This is a genomic window from Streptosporangium sp. NPDC006930, assembly GCF_040635605.1.
Taxonomy (GTDB): Bacteria; Actinomycetota; Actinomycetes; order Streptosporangiales; family Streptosporangiaceae; genus Streptosporangium.
Map to the genome: position 1 here is coordinate 385254 of NZ_JBEYID010000005.1, position 17739 is coordinate 402992.

Here is a 17739-nt window from a genome sequence, read left to right on the forward strand (position 1 = left end):
CGCGTCAGCCATCGGTCTCGGTGAGGAAGCCGTGCAGGCGGACCCTGGCCAGGCCGCCGTCGGGATAGATGTCCACCCTGGCGTACGTGGCCGCGGGCGCGTCCCGGATGCGGAAGCGGTGCCGGGTGTCGGGCAGCAGGCGGGTCCTGGGCAGCAGCGGGAACCAGGTGGTGCCGTCCGCGGTGCCCGTGATGGAGACCTCGGCGGGGGCGTTGAACACCAGGTTGGTGGTGTCGATCTCGGCGAGGCCGACGACGCCGGAGCCCGCCAGGCGGATCACCAGCCAGTCGTTGCCACCGTCGCGGCGGCGTGCGGTCTCCCAGCCCTCGGCCTGGTGACGGGCGAGACCCGGTGAGATGGCGTTGTTGGGCGAGGAGTAGAACTCGTTGGAGCAGGCGGTGACGAGCGCGCCGTTCTCCAGGGCGGCCAGGTCCAGTCCGAACCCTTCGTACAGGGACAGGTCGGGCCTGACCTCGCCGTGCACCCGCAGACGGGCGATGCCCCCGTCGGGAAACATGTTCAGCCGCACGTGCGTGTAGCGGCGCTCGCCGGACACCGCGAAGAGGTGCTCGGCGTCCCCCTTGAGACCACTTCTGGGAACGATCTCCACCCAGTCGGCCGCCTCCAGCTCGGCGACCGTCGGGTAGCCCTCGACCTCGACGGCCTCGACGGAGGCGTACGGCGGGTAGTTGCCCTTGAACCAGGCGGTGTCGATCACCACGCCCCTCACCACGCCGGGCATGCCGAGCCTGACCAGGGCCCAGTCGTGGCCGGGCTCGCGTCGCCTGCGGGTCTCCCAGCCGTCGTAGACCTGGCCCTTGGCTCCGAAGGTGTGCGGCATGAAGCCGGGACGGCCCGGCCTGATGAGGCTCTCCCTCTCGGCGAAGGACTCGTCGTTGGCCGCGACGACCGCGCCGCCGAGGGTGCGCAGGGCGAGGTCGGGCAGCGCGGTGAATTCGGCAGGGCTGGTCGCGTTGGTGGGCTCGGTCACGTTGGTCGGCTCGGTCGCGTTGGTCACGTTGGTCGGTTCGGTCAAGGAGAGGCCTTTCTCACGGTGAACCGGCCGGGCCGCCGTAGCGGTCTCACCGCGGACCGGGATCGTCTTGGCGGCGTCGTCCTACAGGAGGGTGCCCTGGGGATCGTTCCCCACGACCCGGCCGCGCAGCCACGTCGTACGGACCTCGCCCACCAGCGTCCTGCCGTGGTAGGGAGTGACCGGGTTCCTGTGGTGCAGGGTGGAGACGTCCACGGTGTGGACGGCGTCGGCGTCGAAGGCGACCAGGTCGGCGTCCGCGCCCACGGCGATGGCGCCCTTACCGCGCAGCCCGGCCAGCGCGGCCGGGTGTTCCGCCATCCAGCGCACGACGTCGCCCAGGCCGTGCCCGCGCCGTGCCGCCTCGGTCCAGACGGCGGTGAGGCCGAGCTGCAGGGAGGAGATCCCGCCCCAGGCGGTGGCGAAGTCGGGCACCTTCAGGTCGAGGGTGGACGGCGAGTGGTCGGAGACGACGCAGCCGAGCACCCCGTCGGCGAGGCCGCGCCAGAGTTCGTCACGGTTGGCCGAGGAGCGGATCGGCGGGCAGCACTTGAACTGGGTGGCGCCCTCGGGCACCTCCTCGGCCATCAGCGTGAGGTAGTGCGGGCAGGTCTCCGCGGTGAGCCTCACCCCCTCCCGCCTCGCCTTCGCCAGCGGTTCCAGGCACAGCGCGGACGACACGTGCAGGATGTGCGCCCGCACCCCGGTCTCCCCCGCCAGCGCGGCGACCCGTTCGACGGCGCGGCACTCGGCCTCTCCGGGCCGGGAGCCGAGAAACTCCGGGTATCCCGGCCCTTCCGGGTCGGCGAGCAGCGCGGGGTCCTCGGCGTGGACGACCAGCAGCCCGTCAAAGGAGGCGATCTCCACCATGGCGGCCCGCAGCCCGTCCTCGTCAAGCGGCGGGAACTCGTCCACGCCCGACGGGGACAGGAAGCACTTGAACCCGCGCACGCCCGCCTCGTGCAGCGGCCGCAGGTCTCCGACGTTTCCGGGGATCGCCCCGCCCCAGAAGGCGACGTCCACCGCGCACTGCCCGTCCGCCGCCTCGCGCTTCACGGCCAGGGCGTCCGCGTTCACGGTCGGTGGCAGCGAGTTGAGCGGCATGTCCACGATCGTGGTCACCCCGCCCGCGGCGGCCGCCCGGGTGGCGGAGGCGAACCCCTCCCAGTGGGTACGGCCCGGCTCGTTGACGTGCACATGGGTGTCGACCAGGCCGGGCAGCAGCGCGACGCCGCCGAGGTCGACCTGCTCGACGGCGTCCGGCCCGGCGTCGTGGGAGTGCACCCCGACGATCTTCCCGCCTCTTACCGCGACCGCCGCCGGGCCCTCTCCCTGAGGCAGCACGACCCTGCGGGACCGGATGACCAGATCCGCCACTTCCTCAACCTCTGCGCTCATCCACTCTCCGTTCCTCGCCGTCCGTGACCTGCCTGTCAGCCGCCTGTCAGCCGCCTGTCAGAGGTGCCTTTCCGCGACCGTGCGGGCGAGCCGTTCCAGCAGCGGGCCCGCCTGGGCCATGCACACGGCCGGGTCGGGCTCGATGTCGGTGAGCGCGTAGGCGGCGGTGATCCCCGCCGCGTTCAGCTCCTCGTCGCCCAGCGTGCGGCGCCCGCAGACCGCGACGACCGGGACGCCCGCCTTGGCCGCGGCGCTCGCGACCCCGGCGGGGGCCTTGCCGCGCAGTGTCTGCTCGTCGAGCGAGCCCTCGCCGGTGATGACGAGGCGCGCGCCCTCGAGCCGGTCGCGGAAGCCGAGCAGCTCCAGGAGGTAGTCGATGCCGGGGCGGAAGTCGGCCGCGAGGAAGGCCAGCGCGGCGAAGCCCACTCCCCCGGCGGCGCCCGCGCCCGGCCTCCCCGCCACGCCCATCGAGCGGACGACACCGTCGTGCTCGATGGCGCCGACCAGGCCGTGGGTGTGCGCGGCGACGGCGGCGAGCCTGGCGAGTGCCCGGTCGAGCAGCTTCACGTCGTCGGGGCTCGCGCCCTTCTGCGGTCCGTACACGGCGGCGGCGCCGTGCGGGCCGAGCAGCGGGTTGTCCACGTCACCGGCGACGACGAACTCGACATCATCAATCGCGATAAGTCCGGAAATATCGATTTTTTCCAGGTCGCGGAGGGCCGCTCCCCCGAAAGGGAGTTCCCGTCCGCCGGAATCCAGGAAACGGACGCCGAGCGCCCGCATCATGCCCGCGCCACCGTCGGTGCAGGCGCTGCCGCCGAGGCCGAGCACGACCCGCCTCGCCCCGCGCCGTACCGCGTGGGCGATCAGCTCGCCGGTGCCGTGGCTGGTCGCGGTGAGCGGGGCGAGTTCCACCCCCTCGTGCGCGGGAGATCCCTCGGTGACCGCGCGCCCCGAGGCGACCGGCAACCGCCGCAGCCCTGACGCCTCGGCCAGCTCGACGACCGCCGTCGCCACGTCCCCTCCCGCGAGGGCGCCCTCCCCCGAGGAGGCGTCGCGCCAGGCGTAGGAGGCGAGGACCGGGTCACCGACGGGACCGGTGACCTCGACCTCGACGCGGGTGAACCCGCAGGCCACGACCGCGTCCACGGTGCCGTCACCGCCGTCGGCCACCGGTAACGCGACCGTGGCGACGCCTGGCCCGAGGCCCGCCGCGACCCGCGCGGCGACCTCGGCGCCGGTGAGCGAGCCCTTGAACTTGTCCGGGGCGATCACGACGTGTCCCGAAGACTCAGACAACCCTGCTCCCTGCTGACGGACGGGGGGCGTGCCTCCCCGGCCGGCGTGAACGGCCGGGAGGCGGACGCCGGACCCCGGTGAGACGGAGGACCATCATCACATCCGTCCCCGCGCGCCCTCGACGCCCGGCCCTGTGGCCCGTCTCATCCGCCGACCTCCTTCGCCGCCGTGAAGCCCTGCTCCTCGGCCAGGCGCATGAGACGGCGGTGCGCCTCGCCTCCCGCGCGGCCGAGCTCGTCCTGGGCGACGGTACGCAGTTCGTCGTCCTCGACGACGGTCTCGCCGCCGACCAGCAGGCGGGCCAGCGGAGGCTGCCGGGTGCCGAACACCAGGGCGCAGACCGGGTCGGCGACCGCGGAGGCGAAGGCGTCGGTGCGCCAGAGGGCGATGTCGGCGAGCTTGCCTGCCTCCAGGGAACCGAGCTCCTCCTGACGGCCCAGGTTCCTCGCCCCTCCGAGGGTCGCGATCTCCAGGGCCTGGCGCGCGGTGAGCGCGGTGGGCCCGTACCTGGCCCGCTGGAACAGCAGGGCCTGGCGCATCTCGCCGGAGAGGGAGGTCAGCTCGGCGGAGGCGCTGCCGTCCACGCCCAGGCCGACGTTCGCCCCCCGGTGAAGCATCTCCGAGACGCGGGCGATCCCGGCGCCGAGGCGGCCGTTGGAGCTGGGGCAGTGCGCCGAACCCGTACCGGTCTGGGCGAAGACGTCGATGTCGCCGTCGCTCAGGTGGACGGCGTGGGCGAACCACACGTCAGGGCCGAGCCAGCCGAGCTTCTCCATGTAGTCGACCGGGCGCTGCCCGACCTGTCGCAGGCAGTGCTCCTCCTCGTCGAGGGTCTCGGCGAGGTGGGTGTGCAGGCGCACGCCCTTGGACCTGGCCAGCGCGGCGGCCTCGGTCATCAGGTCGGCGCTGACGGAGAACGGCGAGCAGGGGGCGACCGCGACGCGCAGCATGGAGGAGAAGGACGGGTCGTGGTAGGTGTCGACGGCCTCGGCCGTCGCCTCGAGGATCTCGTCCAGCCGCTCGACCACGACGTCCGGCGGCAGGCCTCCCTGCGACCTGCCCCGGTCCATCGAGCCCCGGGCGGGGTGGAAGCGGAGGCCGACCTGCCTCGCCGCCTCGATCTCCGCGGCGAACAGGTCCCCGCGCCCGGAGGGGAAGATGTAGTGGTGGTCGCTGGAGGTGGTGCAGCCCGACAGGGCCAGATAACCCAGTCCCGCGCCCGCCGCGCCCCTGACGACCTCGGCGTCCATCGCGGCCCACACCTGGTAGAGCGCCGTCAGCCACTCGAACAGGGTGGCGTCCTGGGCAAGCCCCTGGGAGGCCCACTGGTAGAGGTGGTGGTGGGTGTTGACCAGGCCGGGGGTGGCGAGACAGCCGCTGCCGTCGATCCTGGCCGCCCCGGGGACGTCCGGCGCGGGGCCGGCGCCCAGGGCCACGATCCTGTCGCCCTCGACGTGGATGTGCCCCGAGGGGATCTCCTCTCCCACCACCGGAGCGATGTGGACGTTCTCGATCAGGGTGGCGCTCACGAGGCCTCCGCCTTCCGCGCCGCGGCCAGACGCACGGCGTCGAGGATCTTCTCGTAGCCGGTGCACCGGCACAGGTTGCCCGCCAGGGCCTCGCGGATCTCCGCGTCGGACGGCCGCGCGACCCGTTCGATCAGGTCGTGGGCCTGTACGAGGAGGCCGGGGGTGCAGAAGCCGCACTGGACGGCGCCGCACTCGACGAAGGCCTCCTGGATCGGGTCGAGCCGGTCGCCGTCGGCGAGCCCCTCGACGGTGCGGACCTCACGTCCCTCGACCTGCCCGGCCGCGACCAGGCACGCGCAGACGGGGATCCCGTCGAGGTAGACCGTGCAGGAGCCGCACTCGCCCTGCTCGCACGCGTTCTTGGAACCGGGCAGGCCGACGCGCTCGCGCAGGACGTACAGGAGGCTCTCGCCCTCCCAGACGTCGTCGGCGACCTCCGTGCGGCCGTTGACGGTGAAGGTGACGCGCATCATCCGGCCCTCCTCTCGAAGTGTCCCGAGCGGAACTCGTTCCACGCCCAGGTGAGGGTGCGTCGCGCCATCACCGCGATGGCGTGGCGCCGGTAGTCGGCGGTGCCGCGCACGTCGTCGATCGGGGAGACGGCCCCGGCCGTCAGCTCCCCGAAACGCTCCAGCACCCCGGGGTCGAGCCGGGCCTCCCAGTCGAGCTCGGCGGCGAGGAACTCCTCGGCGGCGACGGCGCGGCGGGGGGTCGGGGCGGCCGAGCCGATGCCGGTGCCGACCCGGCGCTCGCCGGGGTGCAGCGCGATCGCGAACGAGCAGACCGCGATCACCATGGCGTTGCGGGTGCCGACCTTGGAGAAGTACTGGGGGCCGCTCGCGGGACTCGTCCAGAACGCCCGGATCAGCTCGTCGGCCTCCAGCGCGCTGCGCTTGACCCCGAGGTAGAACTCGTCGGCCGGAATCATCCGCACCCCCCTGGCCTCGGACTCGACCTCCACGACCGCGTCGCCGGCCAGGAGCGGCGGGTGACTGTCCCCCGCGGGCGAGGCGGCGCCGAGGTTGCCCCCCACGGTGCCGCGGTTGCGAATCTGCGGCGAGCCGACCGTGCGGGAGGCCTGCGCCAGGCCGGGGAGCCGGTCGCCCAGCTCGCCGATCAGTCGGGCGTACGTCACGCCCGCGCCGATCCTGAGCCTGCCGTCCGGCTCCTCGCTCCACGCCGCGAGCTCGGTGATCCGGTTCAGGTCGAGCAGCGCGGCGGGCCGGCGCACGTCGAAGTTGAGCTCGACCATCATGTCGGTGCCGCCCTGGATGGGCACGGCCTCCGGCAGGTCGGCCTTGGCGGCCAGTGCCTCCGCCCAGGTGGCGGGTCGCAGGAATTCCATGGTCGTCACTCCCAGGCGAAGCGGGCGTCGGGGGCGTCGTCGCGGAGCACGTCGCCCTCGATCAGCCCGTAGGGACGGTCGGCCGCGTAGAACACCTCGTTGGGGTTGTCCAGCCCGAACGGGGTGAGGTCAACCAGGAAGTGGTGTTTGTTGGGCATCGCCAGGCGCACCTCGCAGACCTCCTCTCTGGCGTTCAGTACCCGCTCGCCCATCGCGTAAAGGGTCTGCTGCAGCGACAGGCTGTAGGTCTCGGCGAACGCCCCGAGCAGGTGGCGGTGCACCTCGTCGTACGACTCCCCGTACGCCGTCCCCTGCCCGGCCACCCCCGGCAGGTGCCGCCAGCGCGCCGAGACGGCGGTGGCCAGGACGCGATCCTTGGTGGGGGCGAGGGTGGTGTACTCGTCCTGGATGAAGCCGGAGAACTCCGAGTCGGTCGAGTTGAGCACCGTCAGGTCCCTCAGCCCGGAGACCACACTGGTGGTGCCGTCGCGGTCGTGGTGGACGACGCAGGTGCGCGTCTCCCTTCCCGAGCGGACGAAGGAGTGCCGCCCGCCCTTCTCTTCGGCCTCCCCCGAGACCGGGATGCGGTCCCAGAAGTGCTCCTCGATCTCCACGCGGGCGTGGTGGACGGTGGGCTGCGACTCCACGTAGTGACGGGCCAGCAGGATCGCGAAGTCCTCGATCTCGGCCACGCCGTACTTCCTGGCGAAGGCGTACACGGTGTTCTTCTGCGTGTCGGTCGGCAGGACGGCGGCGTTGTCGCCGGTGAGGTGGACCTCCTCCATCGCGCCCGACAGCGCCGAGCCGACGGTGACGTCCTTGATGTGGTGGACGCCGCCGTCCCTGACGACGCGGACCAGGCGGGTCTCCGCCTTGCCGTAGCGGTTGGGACCGAGAACGACGGCCATCAGTTCCTCCCGAGGGGGCCGTCGTCTTCAGGCGACAGGGGAATCGGGAGCGGGAGGGCCGCTAAGGCCCGAGCGTGTAGTGGCCTGACGGGTTCACGCATTCCGCGTCTCCTCTTTCCGGTATTCGATACGGTGGGAACAAAGGTTCGAGCCAGGGGGCGGTGTGGTGCGCAGATCGTTCAAGTTCCTGCTGCGCCCCACGAGCAAACAGGCCGCCGCGCTGACCGCCTGCCTGGACGATCACCGTGCCTTGTACAACGCCGCACTGGAGCACCGCCGCACCGCCTACGCCAAAGCGAAGGTGAGCATCCGCTACGGCGACCAGTCCGCCGACCTCAAGCACATCCGCGCCGACGACGCGGAAGGGCAGGGCCGGTGGTCGTTCTCCTCCCAGCAGGCCACCCTGCGCCGCCTGGACAAGGCGTTTCAGGCGTTCTTCACCCGCGTCAAGGCCGGGCGCACGCCGGGCTTTCCCCGCTTCAAGGGCAACGGACGCCTCAACACCGTCGAATGGCCCAAAGACGGCGACGGCTGCCGCTGGGACTCCCAGCCCGAACACCCCACCGCCACCTACGTCCGCCTGCAGGGCGTCGGCCACGTCCGCGTCCACCGGCACCGCGCCGTGCGCGGCACCGTCAAGACGATCGGCGTCAAGCGGGAGGGCTCCCGCTGGTACGTGATCTTGTCGTGTGACGATGTGCCCGCCGAACCCCTGCCCGCCACCGGCACTGCCGTCGGGATCGATCTGGGGGTGGCGTCGCTGGTCACCACCAGCGAGGGTGAGCACCTGGCCAACCCGCGCCACCTGGCCGCCTCCGCCGACCGTCTCGCCGCCGCCCAGCGCGACCTCTCCCGCAAGAAACGCGGCTCCACGCGGCGCCGCAAGGCGGTGGCCCGCGTCGCCGCCCTGCACGGCAAGGTCCGCCGTCAACGCCTGGACGGCGCGCACAAGGCCGCCCTCACGCTGGTCCGCGACCACGACGTCATCGCCTGCGAGGACCTGCGGATCGCGAACCTGACCCGCTCGGCGTCGGGCACGCTCCAGGCGCCCGGCACCAATGTCGCGCAGAAAGCCGGGCTGAACCGGAGCATCTTGGACGCGGGCTGGGGGGTGTTCCTGACGATCCTCGCGGACAAGGCTGAAAGCGCCGGTCGAGAGCTGATCGCGGTGAACCCCGCCAACACCTCCCGCACCTGCGCCCGTTGCGGCCACGTTGCGAAGGAGAACCGCCTCACCCAAGCCGAGTTCCGGTGCGTATCGTGCGGGCATGCCGCACACGCCGACGTGAACGCGGCGACCAACATTCTCAGGGCAGGGCTTGCCCTTCGCGACGTCGCGCGAGCGGCTTAACGAGAAGCCGCTCCCTTCAGGGAGCGGAGGAGTCACCTAGCTCCCTCGATACGTCGAGTAGGCGAACGGGCTGAGCAGCAGGGGAACGTGGTGGTGCTCACGCGGGTCCGCCACCGTGAAGTCGATCGAGACCCGAGGATAGAAGGCGTCCACCGCGCGGGCGGCGAAGTAGCCGCCGGTGTCGAAGACCAGGCGGTGCTCTCCGGCCCCGCAGGTCCACCCCGCGATCCGCCCGTCGGCGTCGGTGACGCCCTCGGCGAGCACCTCGCCGTCCCTTTCCAGGCGTACGGCGACCCCCGCCGCGGGTCTGCCGAGGGCGGCGTCCAGCACGTGGGTGGACAGGCTCATGGGGCGGCTCCCAGAAGTTTCGCCAGTCGCAGGCGGGTGATCTTCGCGAGTTCGGTCCTGACGACGTCCCGCTCGGTGTCCTCGTCGTTGCCGAGCCGTTCGGTGAGACGGGCCAGCATCTCCTCCGCCGACAGACCTGTGGCGCAGATCAGGTAGACGTGACCGAACCGCCGCTCGTAGGCGCGGTTGCCCTCCGCCAGCCGGTCGAGGACGTCCCTGCCGACGGTGTCTATCCCCGCCTGCTCCCCGCGCGACCAGGCCGCCTCTCTTTCCTGGCGTTCCGGATGCTCCGGGCGCTTCGAGTGTCCTTCCGGGCGGCCGGCCGCCCCGGAACCCGACGCCGGCCCTCCCTCTTGGGACGACTCCTCGGCGCGAGGCGGTTCGCCGATCCGGGGGTGGGCGGCCAGCGCCTCGCGGACACCGGACCAGTCCAGCCCTCGCACGACGGCCTCCGCCGTATCGGCCAGCCGGTCGAGGTCGCGGTAGGGACGCGACGCGGCCACCTCCCGGGCGAAGGCCCGGCAGGCGCAGCAGGCGAGCAGCCCGGCCTCGGCCTCCTCGGCGCCCAGCGCGTTGAACGCGGCCAGCCCCGAGACCGACGGCGCGGAGTTCACGTTAGGCATGGCAGCAGTACACACACCACCGGTGCGTGCGGTCCAGCGCCACGGACCGCAAACTGAGCCATGATTTGCCCTGAATTTTCGTAACATGCTCTAAATTCGTTGATCTTCAACGTGGCGTCGCCCTCCACCGGGACGCGGGCCGGGGCGCGGGTAGGGGCCCGGCGCACCGATCGAGAATCCCACCCGTCACCGACTCACGGCTCCGCGTCACACGCCCTCGATAAAGCTCTGAGCAGAGCCGTGAGCCTCTCGCGCGGATCGTCGACGACAGGCTGCCCATCGACCGTGGCCGGACGAGCGGCGCTTCGGCGACGGCATGGCCCGTCCGCGGTACGGCGCCGGGAACGTCGCGAGGGTGAATCGCCCGCACCGGGCGGGTCCGTGCCCGCGCACCATCGCCCTGCCCATGAGAATCGAAAAGTACAGAGCGACGGCGGGCGAGGTCACGCGATAAGAAACGCCGATCGCCGTGAGCGGACCGGCCCCCGGGACGGTGCCTAAGATGTTTGCACTATGACTTCACTCTCCCCTATCGGCGGGCACGTCTCCGTCACCGGCGGCCTCGCCAAGGGCGGGCTGCGCTACGCCGCCGACATCGGCGCCGAGATGATCCAGGTGTTCGTCAGCAACCCCCGCGGCTGGGCACTCGCCGCGGGCGACCCCGTCCAGGATGCCAAGCTGCGCGAATCGGGCGTGCTGTCCTTCGCGCACGCCTCCTACCTGGTCAACATGGGGTCTCCCAGTCCCGAGACGCTGGAGAAGTCGGTGGCCGCCGTGCGGCACAACCTGCTGCGTGCCCACGCGATCGGCGCGAAGGGAGTGGTGATCCACACGGGGTCGGCGGTGAGCCAGTCCCGTGAGACCGCCCTGCGGCAGTTGCACGAGCATCTCCTGCCGCTCCTGGAGGAGATCCCCGAGGACGGCCCCGATCTGCTGCTGGAGTCGATGGCCGGGCAGGGCGGGGTCCTCTGCGCGACCGTCCAGGACCTGGAGCCCTACCTGGAGGCCCTCGACTGGCATCCGAAGGCGGGGATCTGTTTCGACACCTGCCACGTCTTCTCCGCCGGGCATGACCTGTCGACCTCCGAGGGCGTCAAGGAGACCCTGGACGCCCTGCACGCGATCGCCCCCGGGCGGCTCAAACTGGTTCACGCCAACGACTCCAAGGACCCGTGCGCCTCCAGGAGGGACCGGCACGAGAACATCGGCGCCGGCCACATCGGCGCCGCGTCCTTCGCCGAGATGATGCGCCACCCCGTGGTGGCGGGCGTCCCGTTCTGCATCGAGACGCCGGGCGGCGCGGAGAAGCACCGCGAGGACATCGACCTGCTCAAGAAGCTCCGCGACGCCTGACGCGACGACCGGCCGCCTTCCGGCGTCCGTCCCCGCGTTCACCTCGGCGTTCGCCGTCCGGCAGGGCCGGCGTCACCGGGCCTCGCGGGATCGGACGGGACGCCCGTCCTCGTGATCCGGCCGCCCCCGTGTGGCCGGATCACGGTCCGGCCCGTCGGCTAGCGCGGGCGTCCCGTCATATCGGAGATCGGCGGCCCCTCCCCTGTTTGGCCGAGGACCCGGCGGCCGAGTGACCGGATGTCGCCGGCTCTCGACGGTCACCCGATGTCCGCACGTCAGGTCTTACCCGAGCCTTGCGGCTCTGTCCCCCCCTGACGCGGTGGGTCCCGTTCTCCGATGAGGGAACACTAGAGGCGCCTCCAGACGAGCGAGCGGCGCTTTCCCTCCAGCGCGATTAACGGTTCGTAGTTGTCGATGTGCGGAGAGCGCCGACACGACGAGCGGCCGTCGGCGGGCGACGAACGGTCGATCGAGGGCTCGTGGGGCCTGTGTGAACACCGGTACGGGGAGACGCCGGCAGGGCGCGCGAAACGCCCGCCGACCAGCGGAGCCCGCGGCCGGGAGTCCGGCGACGGCAGGTGGGCGTCCCAGGCGGGGGTGCCTACGCCGGGCGCGAGCCTCCCTGGCCCACTGTCGAGGCGGGTGCGGGCCTCCACGGGCCCGCCACCGAGGCGAGTGCGGGTCACCCTGGACCGATCGCCTGGACGGGCGCAGGTCGCCCTGAACCAACCACCTGGACGGACGCGGGGCACCCTGAGCCGGTCGTCGGCGGCCGCGATCGGGGACACGGACGAAGATCCACCGGTCGAAGGGGGGCGTGCCGGGGTCCACACGGGCGTGAATCGCCACAGGAGGCCGCGACGACCCCGGCCCCAGGGAGAAACTCCCACGGCGGTCTACGGCCGCGAGAGGGGCGCAGGTGGCTACCGCAGGGCGGCGGAGGGCAGGGGCCTGGTCCGGGTCACGCCGGGGACGGCCGGGCGGTCGCGGAACTGGCGGATGAGCCGCTCGCGGACCTGGCGGGTGTGGCGGCGGCTGACCGGGAGCGTCTCGGTGCCGACCCTGAGCATCACCCGGCCGCCGTCGAAGCGCAGCTCGCTCACGTGCCGTACCGAGACGAGCGTGCTGCGGTGCACCCTGATGAACCCCGATCCGGCCCAACGCCGCTCCAGAGCGGCGAGCGGCATGCGGACCAGGTAGCTGCCCTCGTCGGTGTGCAGCCGGACGTAGTCGCCCTGCGCCTCGGCGAACCAGACCGCCTGCTGGGGCACGAACCTCGTCCGCCCGGCGAGCTCGACCGGGATGACGTCCTCGGGTACGGGGGCGGGCGCCGCGGGAACCATGGACTCCAGGCGCCGCACCGCCTCGGCCAGCCGGTCGGCCCTGACCGGTTTGAGCAGATAGTCGACCGCCTCCAGCTCGAAGGCCTGCACCGCGCAATCCTCGTGCGCGGTGACGAAGACCAGCCGGGGCGGGTTGGGGAAGCCCGCGATGAGCCTGGCCAGGTCGAGGCCGTCGAGGCCGGGCATCCGGATGTCGAGGAAGACCCCGTCCAGCCGCTCACCCGTACCGATCATCTGGACCATGTCCTGGAGCGCGGTGACGCCACCCAGGGCTGTGGAGACGTGCTCGATCCGGGGGTCCTGGCGGAGGAGATGGGCGATCTCCTCAAGAGCGGGGACCTCGTCGTCAACGGCCAGGACTCGCAACATGGCCCTACGCTGCCCTTTCAACCGCATCCGCCGCAAGCCTCACGGCGACTTCAGGTAATAGTTTGACTACAAATAGCTATCGGCGCTGGGAGCTTGGGAACGCGGAGCCTCACCGTGGTGCCCGCGTTCGGGGCACTCTCCACGACCAGGCCGTAGTCCTCTCCGTACATCTGACGGAACCGCACGTCGACTCCGGCCAGCCCGATCCCCCCCTCCCCGTCCTCGGGTAGGTCTCCCTGTGAGCCCTCGCGCGGGAAGCCGCCGTCGAGGAGCAGCCGGGTCCGCTCGGGTGGCATGCCCAGGCCGTCGTCCTCCACGCTGATGTGGGCCTCGGGTCCGGCGTCGCTGACGACCACCCGGACCTCGCCGCGCTGTCCCGCCGCGGCCACCCCGTGCTTGACGGCGTTCTCCACCAGGGGTTGCAGGCAGAGGAACGGGACGGAGAGCGACAGCACCTCCGGTGCGATCTTGAGGGTGACGTGGAGCCGGTCGCCGAACCTGGCACGTTCCAGGAGCAGGTAGCGATCCACGCAGTGCAGTTCCTCGGCGAGGGTGGCGAAGTCACGGGCCCTGCGCAGCGCGTACCGGTTGAAGTCGGCGAACTCCACCAGCAGCTCCCGCGCCCGGTCGGGGTCGGTACGGACGAACGAGGCGATGGTGGTCAGCGCGTTGTAGACGAAGTGGGGGGACATCTGGGCGCGCAGCATCCGCATCTCGGCCTCCATCGTCCGCCGCCGCGAGGAGGCGACCTCGGCCAGCTCCAGCTGCCCGGAGACCCAGCGGGCGACCTCGGTGACGGTCCGCGCCAGTGCCGCGCCCATCACGGTGTCGTACGCGGCGAGCGCGCCGACCACCCGCCCGTCGACGGTGAGCGGCACGACGACGCCGCTCCGGATGACGCAGCCGGGCGTGCCACAGCTCAGGGTCTCCCCTGCCACCACCCGGGGGCCGGCCGAGGCGAGGACGCCGCGGGCGTACTCGGGCAGGTGGTCGCGATGGCAGCCCGCCGCGCCGTCCCAGGCGAGCAGGCCACCGGTGTCGGCGACCGCGACGGCGCCGGTTCCCAGCAGGGCGCGCAGGTGGCGGGCCGCCTTGCCGGCGGACTCGCGGGTGAGCCCGGCCCGCAGCGAGGGTGCCGCCATCGCCGCGATGTGCAGTGCGAGGAAGGTGGCCTCGTCCGTCGGAGTGCCCGAACGGTCCGGATGCTCCCGGCGCGGGCGGGGGAGGAGGAATCCGAGGATGGCGCTGAAGGCGCAGAGCAGCATCCAGCCGGTGGTCGACATGCGGGAAACGGTAGTCAACCGACCCCTCTGATCAGGGGCGAACGCCGATCACGGTGGGCCTTCGCCCGCTTCCTCCTGATAGGAGTAGCGCTGCTCACGCCAGGGGTCGGCGATGTTGTGGTAGCCGCGCTCCTCCCAGAAGCCGCGCTTGTCCTCCAGCAGGTATTCCACGGCGCGGACCCACTTGACGCTCTTCCAGGCGTACAGGTGCGGGACGATCATCCGCACCGGGAAGCCGCGCTCCGGGGAGATGGGTTTCTCGTCGAACTCCAGCGCGAACATCGTCTGGGGGCGGGTGAAGTCGCCGATGCGGATGTTGGCGCTGTAGCCGTACTCGCCCCAGATCATCACGTGCCTCACGTCGGGCGCGGGCGGGGCGATCTCCATCAGCGTCGCCGTGGACACCCCGCTCCACTCGTTGCCCATGATCGAGAACTTGGTGACGCAGTGGAAGTCGGCCACGATCGTGGTGCGTGGCAGTTCCGAGAACTGCGGCCAGGTGAAGCGGTGCTGCTCGCCGGAGGCGGTCGCCCCCATGACGTGCAGCTGCCAGGTCGCCGGGCGGAACGTGGGCACCCGGCCGTAGTGGATCACCGGTCTGCCCCGGGGGACGTACTGGCCCGGGGGCAGGCGAGACTCCTCCGAAGGTTCGGACTGCTCCACCATCACTCCCCTCGCCGTTTCCCCCATGGCACGGGGTAATCCTGCCATCGCGGATTTCCCGGCCTCTCGGTGGCTATCGCATAGCGCTCTTCTGGCTGGCCCCGGGGCCGCGGGCAGGATCTGTTCTCTGCGTGCGCTATCATTTCCCGCTATGCGCACCGCGTTCTGGTTTTGGTATGGCGACGGACCCTCAGGTCGGACCGTTCGCCTCCAGATGCTGCGCTGACAGCCTGGCGAACAGAAGGCCCCGGGTCCGGTTTTCGGACCCGGGGCCTTCTGCTTTTCCGGCCTTCGTCGAGAACGTCACAACCACTACAGGAAACATCGGAGCCGGCCTGGATCGGCGGGCGCCGACGGAGTGATCGAGAGGGAGAGAAATGGTCATCGTCATGGGTCCGGACGCCACGCGGGAGGATGTCGAGGCGATCGTGAAGATCATCAGCTCGGTGGGCGGGGAGGCGTTCGTCAGCCGGGGGGTGAGCCGCACGATCATCGGCCTGGTCGGCGACATCGCCCAGTTCACCACCCTCGACCTGCGCGGGATGCCCGGAGTGGCCGACGTGATGCGGGTGAGCGCGCCGTACAAGCTGGTGAGCCGCGACAACCATCCCGAACGGTCCACCGTCCGCGTCGGCGGCGTGCCGATCGGCCCGGACACGGTCACCCTGATCGCCGGGCCGTGCGCGGTGGAGACCCCGGAGCAGACCCTGAAGGCCGCCCTGATGGCGAAGGCCGCCGGTGCCACCCTGCTGCGCGGCGGCGCCTACAAGCCCCGCACCTCCCCGTACGCCTTCCAGGGGCTCGGTGAGGCGGGCCTGCGCATCCTCGCCGACGTGCGTGAGGAGACCGGGCTTCCCGTCGTCACCGAGGTCGTCGACGCCGCCGACGTCGAACTGGTCGCCTCCTACGCCGACATGCTCCAGGTCGGCACCCGCAACGCGCAGAACTTCGCGCTGCTGCAGGCGGTCGGCGCCGCCGGCAAGCCGGTGATGCTCAAGCGCGGGATGAGCGCCACCATCGAGGAGTGGCTGATGGCCGCCGAGTACGTCGCCCAGCGCGGCAACCTCGACATCGTGCTGTGCGAGCGCGGCATCCGCACCTTCGAGACCGCCACCCGCAACACCCTGGACGTCTCGGCGGTGCCGCTCGCCCAGCGGCTGTCGCACCTGCCGGTGATCGTCGACCCGTCCCACTCGGGCGGGCACCGCGACCTGGTCCTGCCCCTCACCCGCGCGGCCATCGCCGTCGGCGCCGACGGTGTGATCATCGATGTCCACCCGAACCCCGCCCAGGCCCTCTGCGACGGCCCCCAGGCGCTGGTCGACGGAGACCTGGAGGAGCTCGCCCAGGTGATGGAGCACCTTCCGCCGCTGCTGGGCAAGGTCGCCGCCGGCGACCTCCTCGCCCCCGCCTGACGGGAGCCGCCGGCCCGCTCTCGCCGGTTGGCTCGGTGGCCCCTCGGTGGCCCCGGTAGCCGCTCCCTCGGGCACGCCGTTGCCCGAGGGAGCGGTTCAGGCGTCGAGCCTGTACTCCTGCAGGGATCCGGCGAGCTGGACGGCGAGCTCCTCGGCGTCGAGGCGGCGCTCGATCTTCTTCAGGTCGACGAGCTTCGCGGCGGTCTCGGCCCGGCGGGGGGCCAGAAGCGTGCAGCAGTCCTCGTCGGGCAGCTCGGAGATCGCCAGGGTGCCGATCCGGCGGGCCTCGGCCATGATCTCGGTCTTGTCGAGGCCGATGAGGGGACGCAGGATCGGCATGTCGACGGCGTCGTCCTGGGCGGTGATGTTCTGCAGGGTCTGCGAGGAGACCTGTCCCAGGGAGTCACCGGTGACCAGAGCGCCGGCGCGCAGGCGGCGGGCGACCTCCTCGCCGGTCTTCAGCATCAGGCGCCGCTGGGTGATGATCGCCAGGCGGTCCTGCCCCGAGGCCTTGATCGACTGCTGGGCCTTGCCGAAGGGGACGACCCACAGCCGGGACCCGCCCTGGAACTTGTCGAGCGCCCTGACCAGCGCGTACGCCTTGTAGATGGACTCGGAGGTGGTGAAGGGGATGCCGGAGAAGTGCAGGAAGTCGACCCGCAGGCCCCGGCGCATCATCCGGTAGGCGGCCACCGGGGAGTCGATGCCGCCCGACATCAGCACCAGGCCCCTGCCGCTGGTGCCGACCGGCAGCCCGCCCTGGCCCGGCTGCCCGCCGGTGAAGACGAACGCCTCGTCGCGGTCGACCTCGATGGAGACGACGAGCTCGGGACGCTTCAGGTCGACCGGCAGACCGTAGATGTCGTTGAGCTCGCCGCCGACCGAACGGTCCAGCTGCATCGAGGTGAGCGGGAAGCGCTTGTCGCGGCGGCGGGAGCGGACCGCGAAGGAGACGCCACGCCTCACGTCGTCGCGGTCGGCCAGCAACTCGATGGCCGCCTTGGTGATCGCCGAGGGGTCCTTCTCCACCCGCCAGGCGCGGTGGACCCAGACCAGGCCGGGGACGTACGAGACGCGCTCGGCGACCGCGTCGGCGATCTCGACGCCGCTGCCGTCGGGCAGGAAGAGCGCGATGACACCGTGGCGCTGCCGTACGTCGACCTTGACGCCGACGTCCTTCAGGGCGGCCTTGATATTGGCCTGCAACCTGCGTTCGAAGAGCTCGCGGTTGTTGCCCTTGAGGACGACCTCGCCCAGTTTGAGCAGAACGCAGGGCTCGCCCAAGGCGGACATGGTCATGGTGCGACCTCCGGTGGAGCTTCGAGGGGAACGGGGAGTCGGGGACGTCGGGGAGTCACAGTCAAGTCTCTCGCGTGCTCGCGCAAAGACAACGTCTCGACCTTGACACTTTAGTCGCGCCGTCAATCCGATTACGCCATCCCTCGGATCGTCCCCGCACCCCGCCGAGACCCGTCCACG

At 71.5% G+C, this 17739-nt stretch carries 16 protein-coding genes; 3 read left to right on the top strand and 13 right to left on the bottom strand.

Annotation, left to right across the window (positions count from 1 at the left end; genetic code table 11):
- Positions 1 to 4: 4 nt before the first annotated feature.
- The 7 genes from alc to pucL all read right to left on the bottom strand — a co-directional run bounded on the left by alc (position 5) and on the right by pucL (position 7512).
- A complete protein-coding gene (gene alc / locus ABZ664_RS12415; protein WP_362507191.1) occupies positions 5 to 1036 on the bottom strand; it encodes an allantoicase in 1032 nt (343 codons plus the stop codon).
- Positions 1037 to 1117: 81 nt separating this feature from the next.
- Positions 1118 to 2431 (bottom strand): allantoinase AllB, encoded by a 1314-nt coding sequence (gene allB, locus ABZ664_RS12420; protein WP_362507194.1) that lies wholly within the window; start codon positions 2429 to 2431, stop codon positions 1118 to 1120.
- Between the two features lie 57 nt (positions 2432 to 2488).
- Positions 2489 to 3730, bottom strand: coding sequence for a glycerate kinase (locus ABZ664_RS12425; RefSeq protein ID WP_362507197.1), 1242 nt, complete (start codon positions 3728 to 3730; stop codon positions 2489 to 2491).
- 143 nt (positions 3731 to 3873) lie between these two features.
- A complete protein-coding gene (locus tag ABZ664_RS12430) occupies positions 3874 to 5259 on the bottom strand; it encodes an 8-oxoguanine deaminase (RefSeq protein WP_362507200.1) in 1386 nt (461 codons plus the stop codon).
- Positions 5256 to 5729, bottom strand: a complete 474-nt coding sequence (locus ABZ664_RS12435) for a (2Fe-2S)-binding protein (protein ID WP_362507312.1) — start codon at positions 5727 to 5729, stop codon at positions 5256 to 5258. The genes ABZ664_RS12430 and ABZ664_RS12435 overlap by 4 nt, the downstream gene beginning before the upstream one ends.
- Entirely contained in the window at positions 5729 to 6604 is an 876-nt protein-coding gene (locus tag ABZ664_RS12440) for an FAD binding domain-containing protein (protein ID WP_362507203.1), read from the bottom strand. The genes ABZ664_RS12435 and ABZ664_RS12440 overlap by 1 nt, the downstream gene beginning before the upstream one ends.
- A gap of 5 nt (positions 6605 to 6609) precedes the next feature.
- Positions 6610 to 7512, bottom strand: a complete 903-nt coding sequence (pucL, locus tag ABZ664_RS12445) for a factor-independent urate hydroxylase (protein WP_362507206.1) — start codon at positions 7510 to 7512, stop codon at positions 6610 to 6612.
- 166 nt (positions 7513 to 7678) lie between these two features.
- On the opposite strand from pucL, the gene ABZ664_RS12450 reads away from it, so the two are divergent.
- Positions 7679 to 8863 carry a transposase gene (locus tag ABZ664_RS12450; protein ID WP_362507209.1) on the top strand — a complete coding sequence of 395 codons (1185 nt, stop codon included), beginning with the start codon at positions 7679 to 7681 and terminating at the stop codon, positions 8861 to 8863.
- 36 nt (positions 8864 to 8899) lie between these two features.
- On the opposite strand, the gene uraH is transcribed toward ABZ664_RS12450, so the two are convergent.
- Together uraH and ABZ664_RS12460 are read right to left on the bottom strand one after the other, a co-directional pair.
- A complete protein-coding gene (uraH, locus tag ABZ664_RS12455) occupies positions 8900 to 9211 on the bottom strand; it encodes a hydroxyisourate hydrolase (protein WP_362507212.1) in 312 nt (103 codons plus the stop codon).
- A complete protein-coding gene (locus ABZ664_RS12460; protein ID WP_362507215.1) occupies positions 9208 to 9834 on the bottom strand; it encodes a 2-oxo-4-hydroxy-4-carboxy-5-ureidoimidazoline decarboxylase in 627 nt (208 codons plus the stop codon). The genes uraH and ABZ664_RS12460 overlap by 4 nt, the downstream gene beginning before the upstream one ends.
- Before the next feature lie 513 nt (positions 9835 to 10347).
- On the opposite strand from ABZ664_RS12460, the gene ABZ664_RS12465 reads away from it, so the two are divergent.
- Positions 10348 to 11187 (top strand): deoxyribonuclease IV, encoded by an 840-nt coding sequence (locus ABZ664_RS12465; protein WP_362507218.1) that lies wholly within the window; start codon positions 10348 to 10350, stop codon positions 11185 to 11187.
- A gap of 923 nt (positions 11188 to 12110) precedes the next feature.
- Here ABZ664_RS12465 and ABZ664_RS12470 read toward each other — a convergent pair.
- The 3 genes from ABZ664_RS12470 to ABZ664_RS12480 are packed head-to-tail and all read right to left on the bottom strand — an operon-like array spanning position 12111 to position 14848.
- Positions 12111 to 12899, bottom strand: a complete 789-nt coding sequence (locus tag ABZ664_RS12470; protein WP_362507221.1) for a LytTR family DNA-binding domain-containing protein — start codon at positions 12897 to 12899, stop codon at positions 12111 to 12113.
- Positions 12900 to 12949: 50 nt separating this feature from the next.
- On the bottom strand, positions 12950 to 14182 hold the full coding sequence (locus ABZ664_RS12475) for a histidine kinase (RefSeq protein ID WP_362507224.1): 1233 nt from the start codon (positions 14180 to 14182) through the stop codon (positions 12950 to 12952).
- Positions 14183 to 14230: 48 nt separating this feature from the next.
- Positions 14231 to 14848, bottom strand: coding sequence for a molybdopterin-dependent oxidoreductase (locus tag ABZ664_RS12480; RefSeq protein ID WP_362507315.1), 618 nt, complete (start codon positions 14846 to 14848; stop codon positions 14231 to 14233).
- Positions 14849 to 15222: 374 nt separating this feature from the next.
- Between ABZ664_RS12480 and aroF the strand changes: the two genes are divergently transcribed.
- Positions 15223 to 16260 carry a 3-deoxy-7-phosphoheptulonate synthase gene (aroF, locus tag ABZ664_RS12485; protein ID WP_362507227.1) on the top strand — a complete coding sequence of 346 codons (1038 nt, stop codon included), beginning with the start codon at positions 15223 to 15225 and terminating at the stop codon, positions 16258 to 16260.
- 96 nt (positions 16261 to 16356) lie between these two features.
- On the opposite strand, the gene thiI is transcribed toward aroF, so the two are convergent.
- Entirely contained in the window at positions 16357 to 17559 is a 1203-nt protein-coding gene (gene thiI, locus ABZ664_RS12490) for a tRNA uracil 4-sulfurtransferase ThiI (RefSeq protein ID WP_362507231.1), read from the bottom strand.
- Positions 17560 to 17739: the final 180 nt, after the last annotated feature.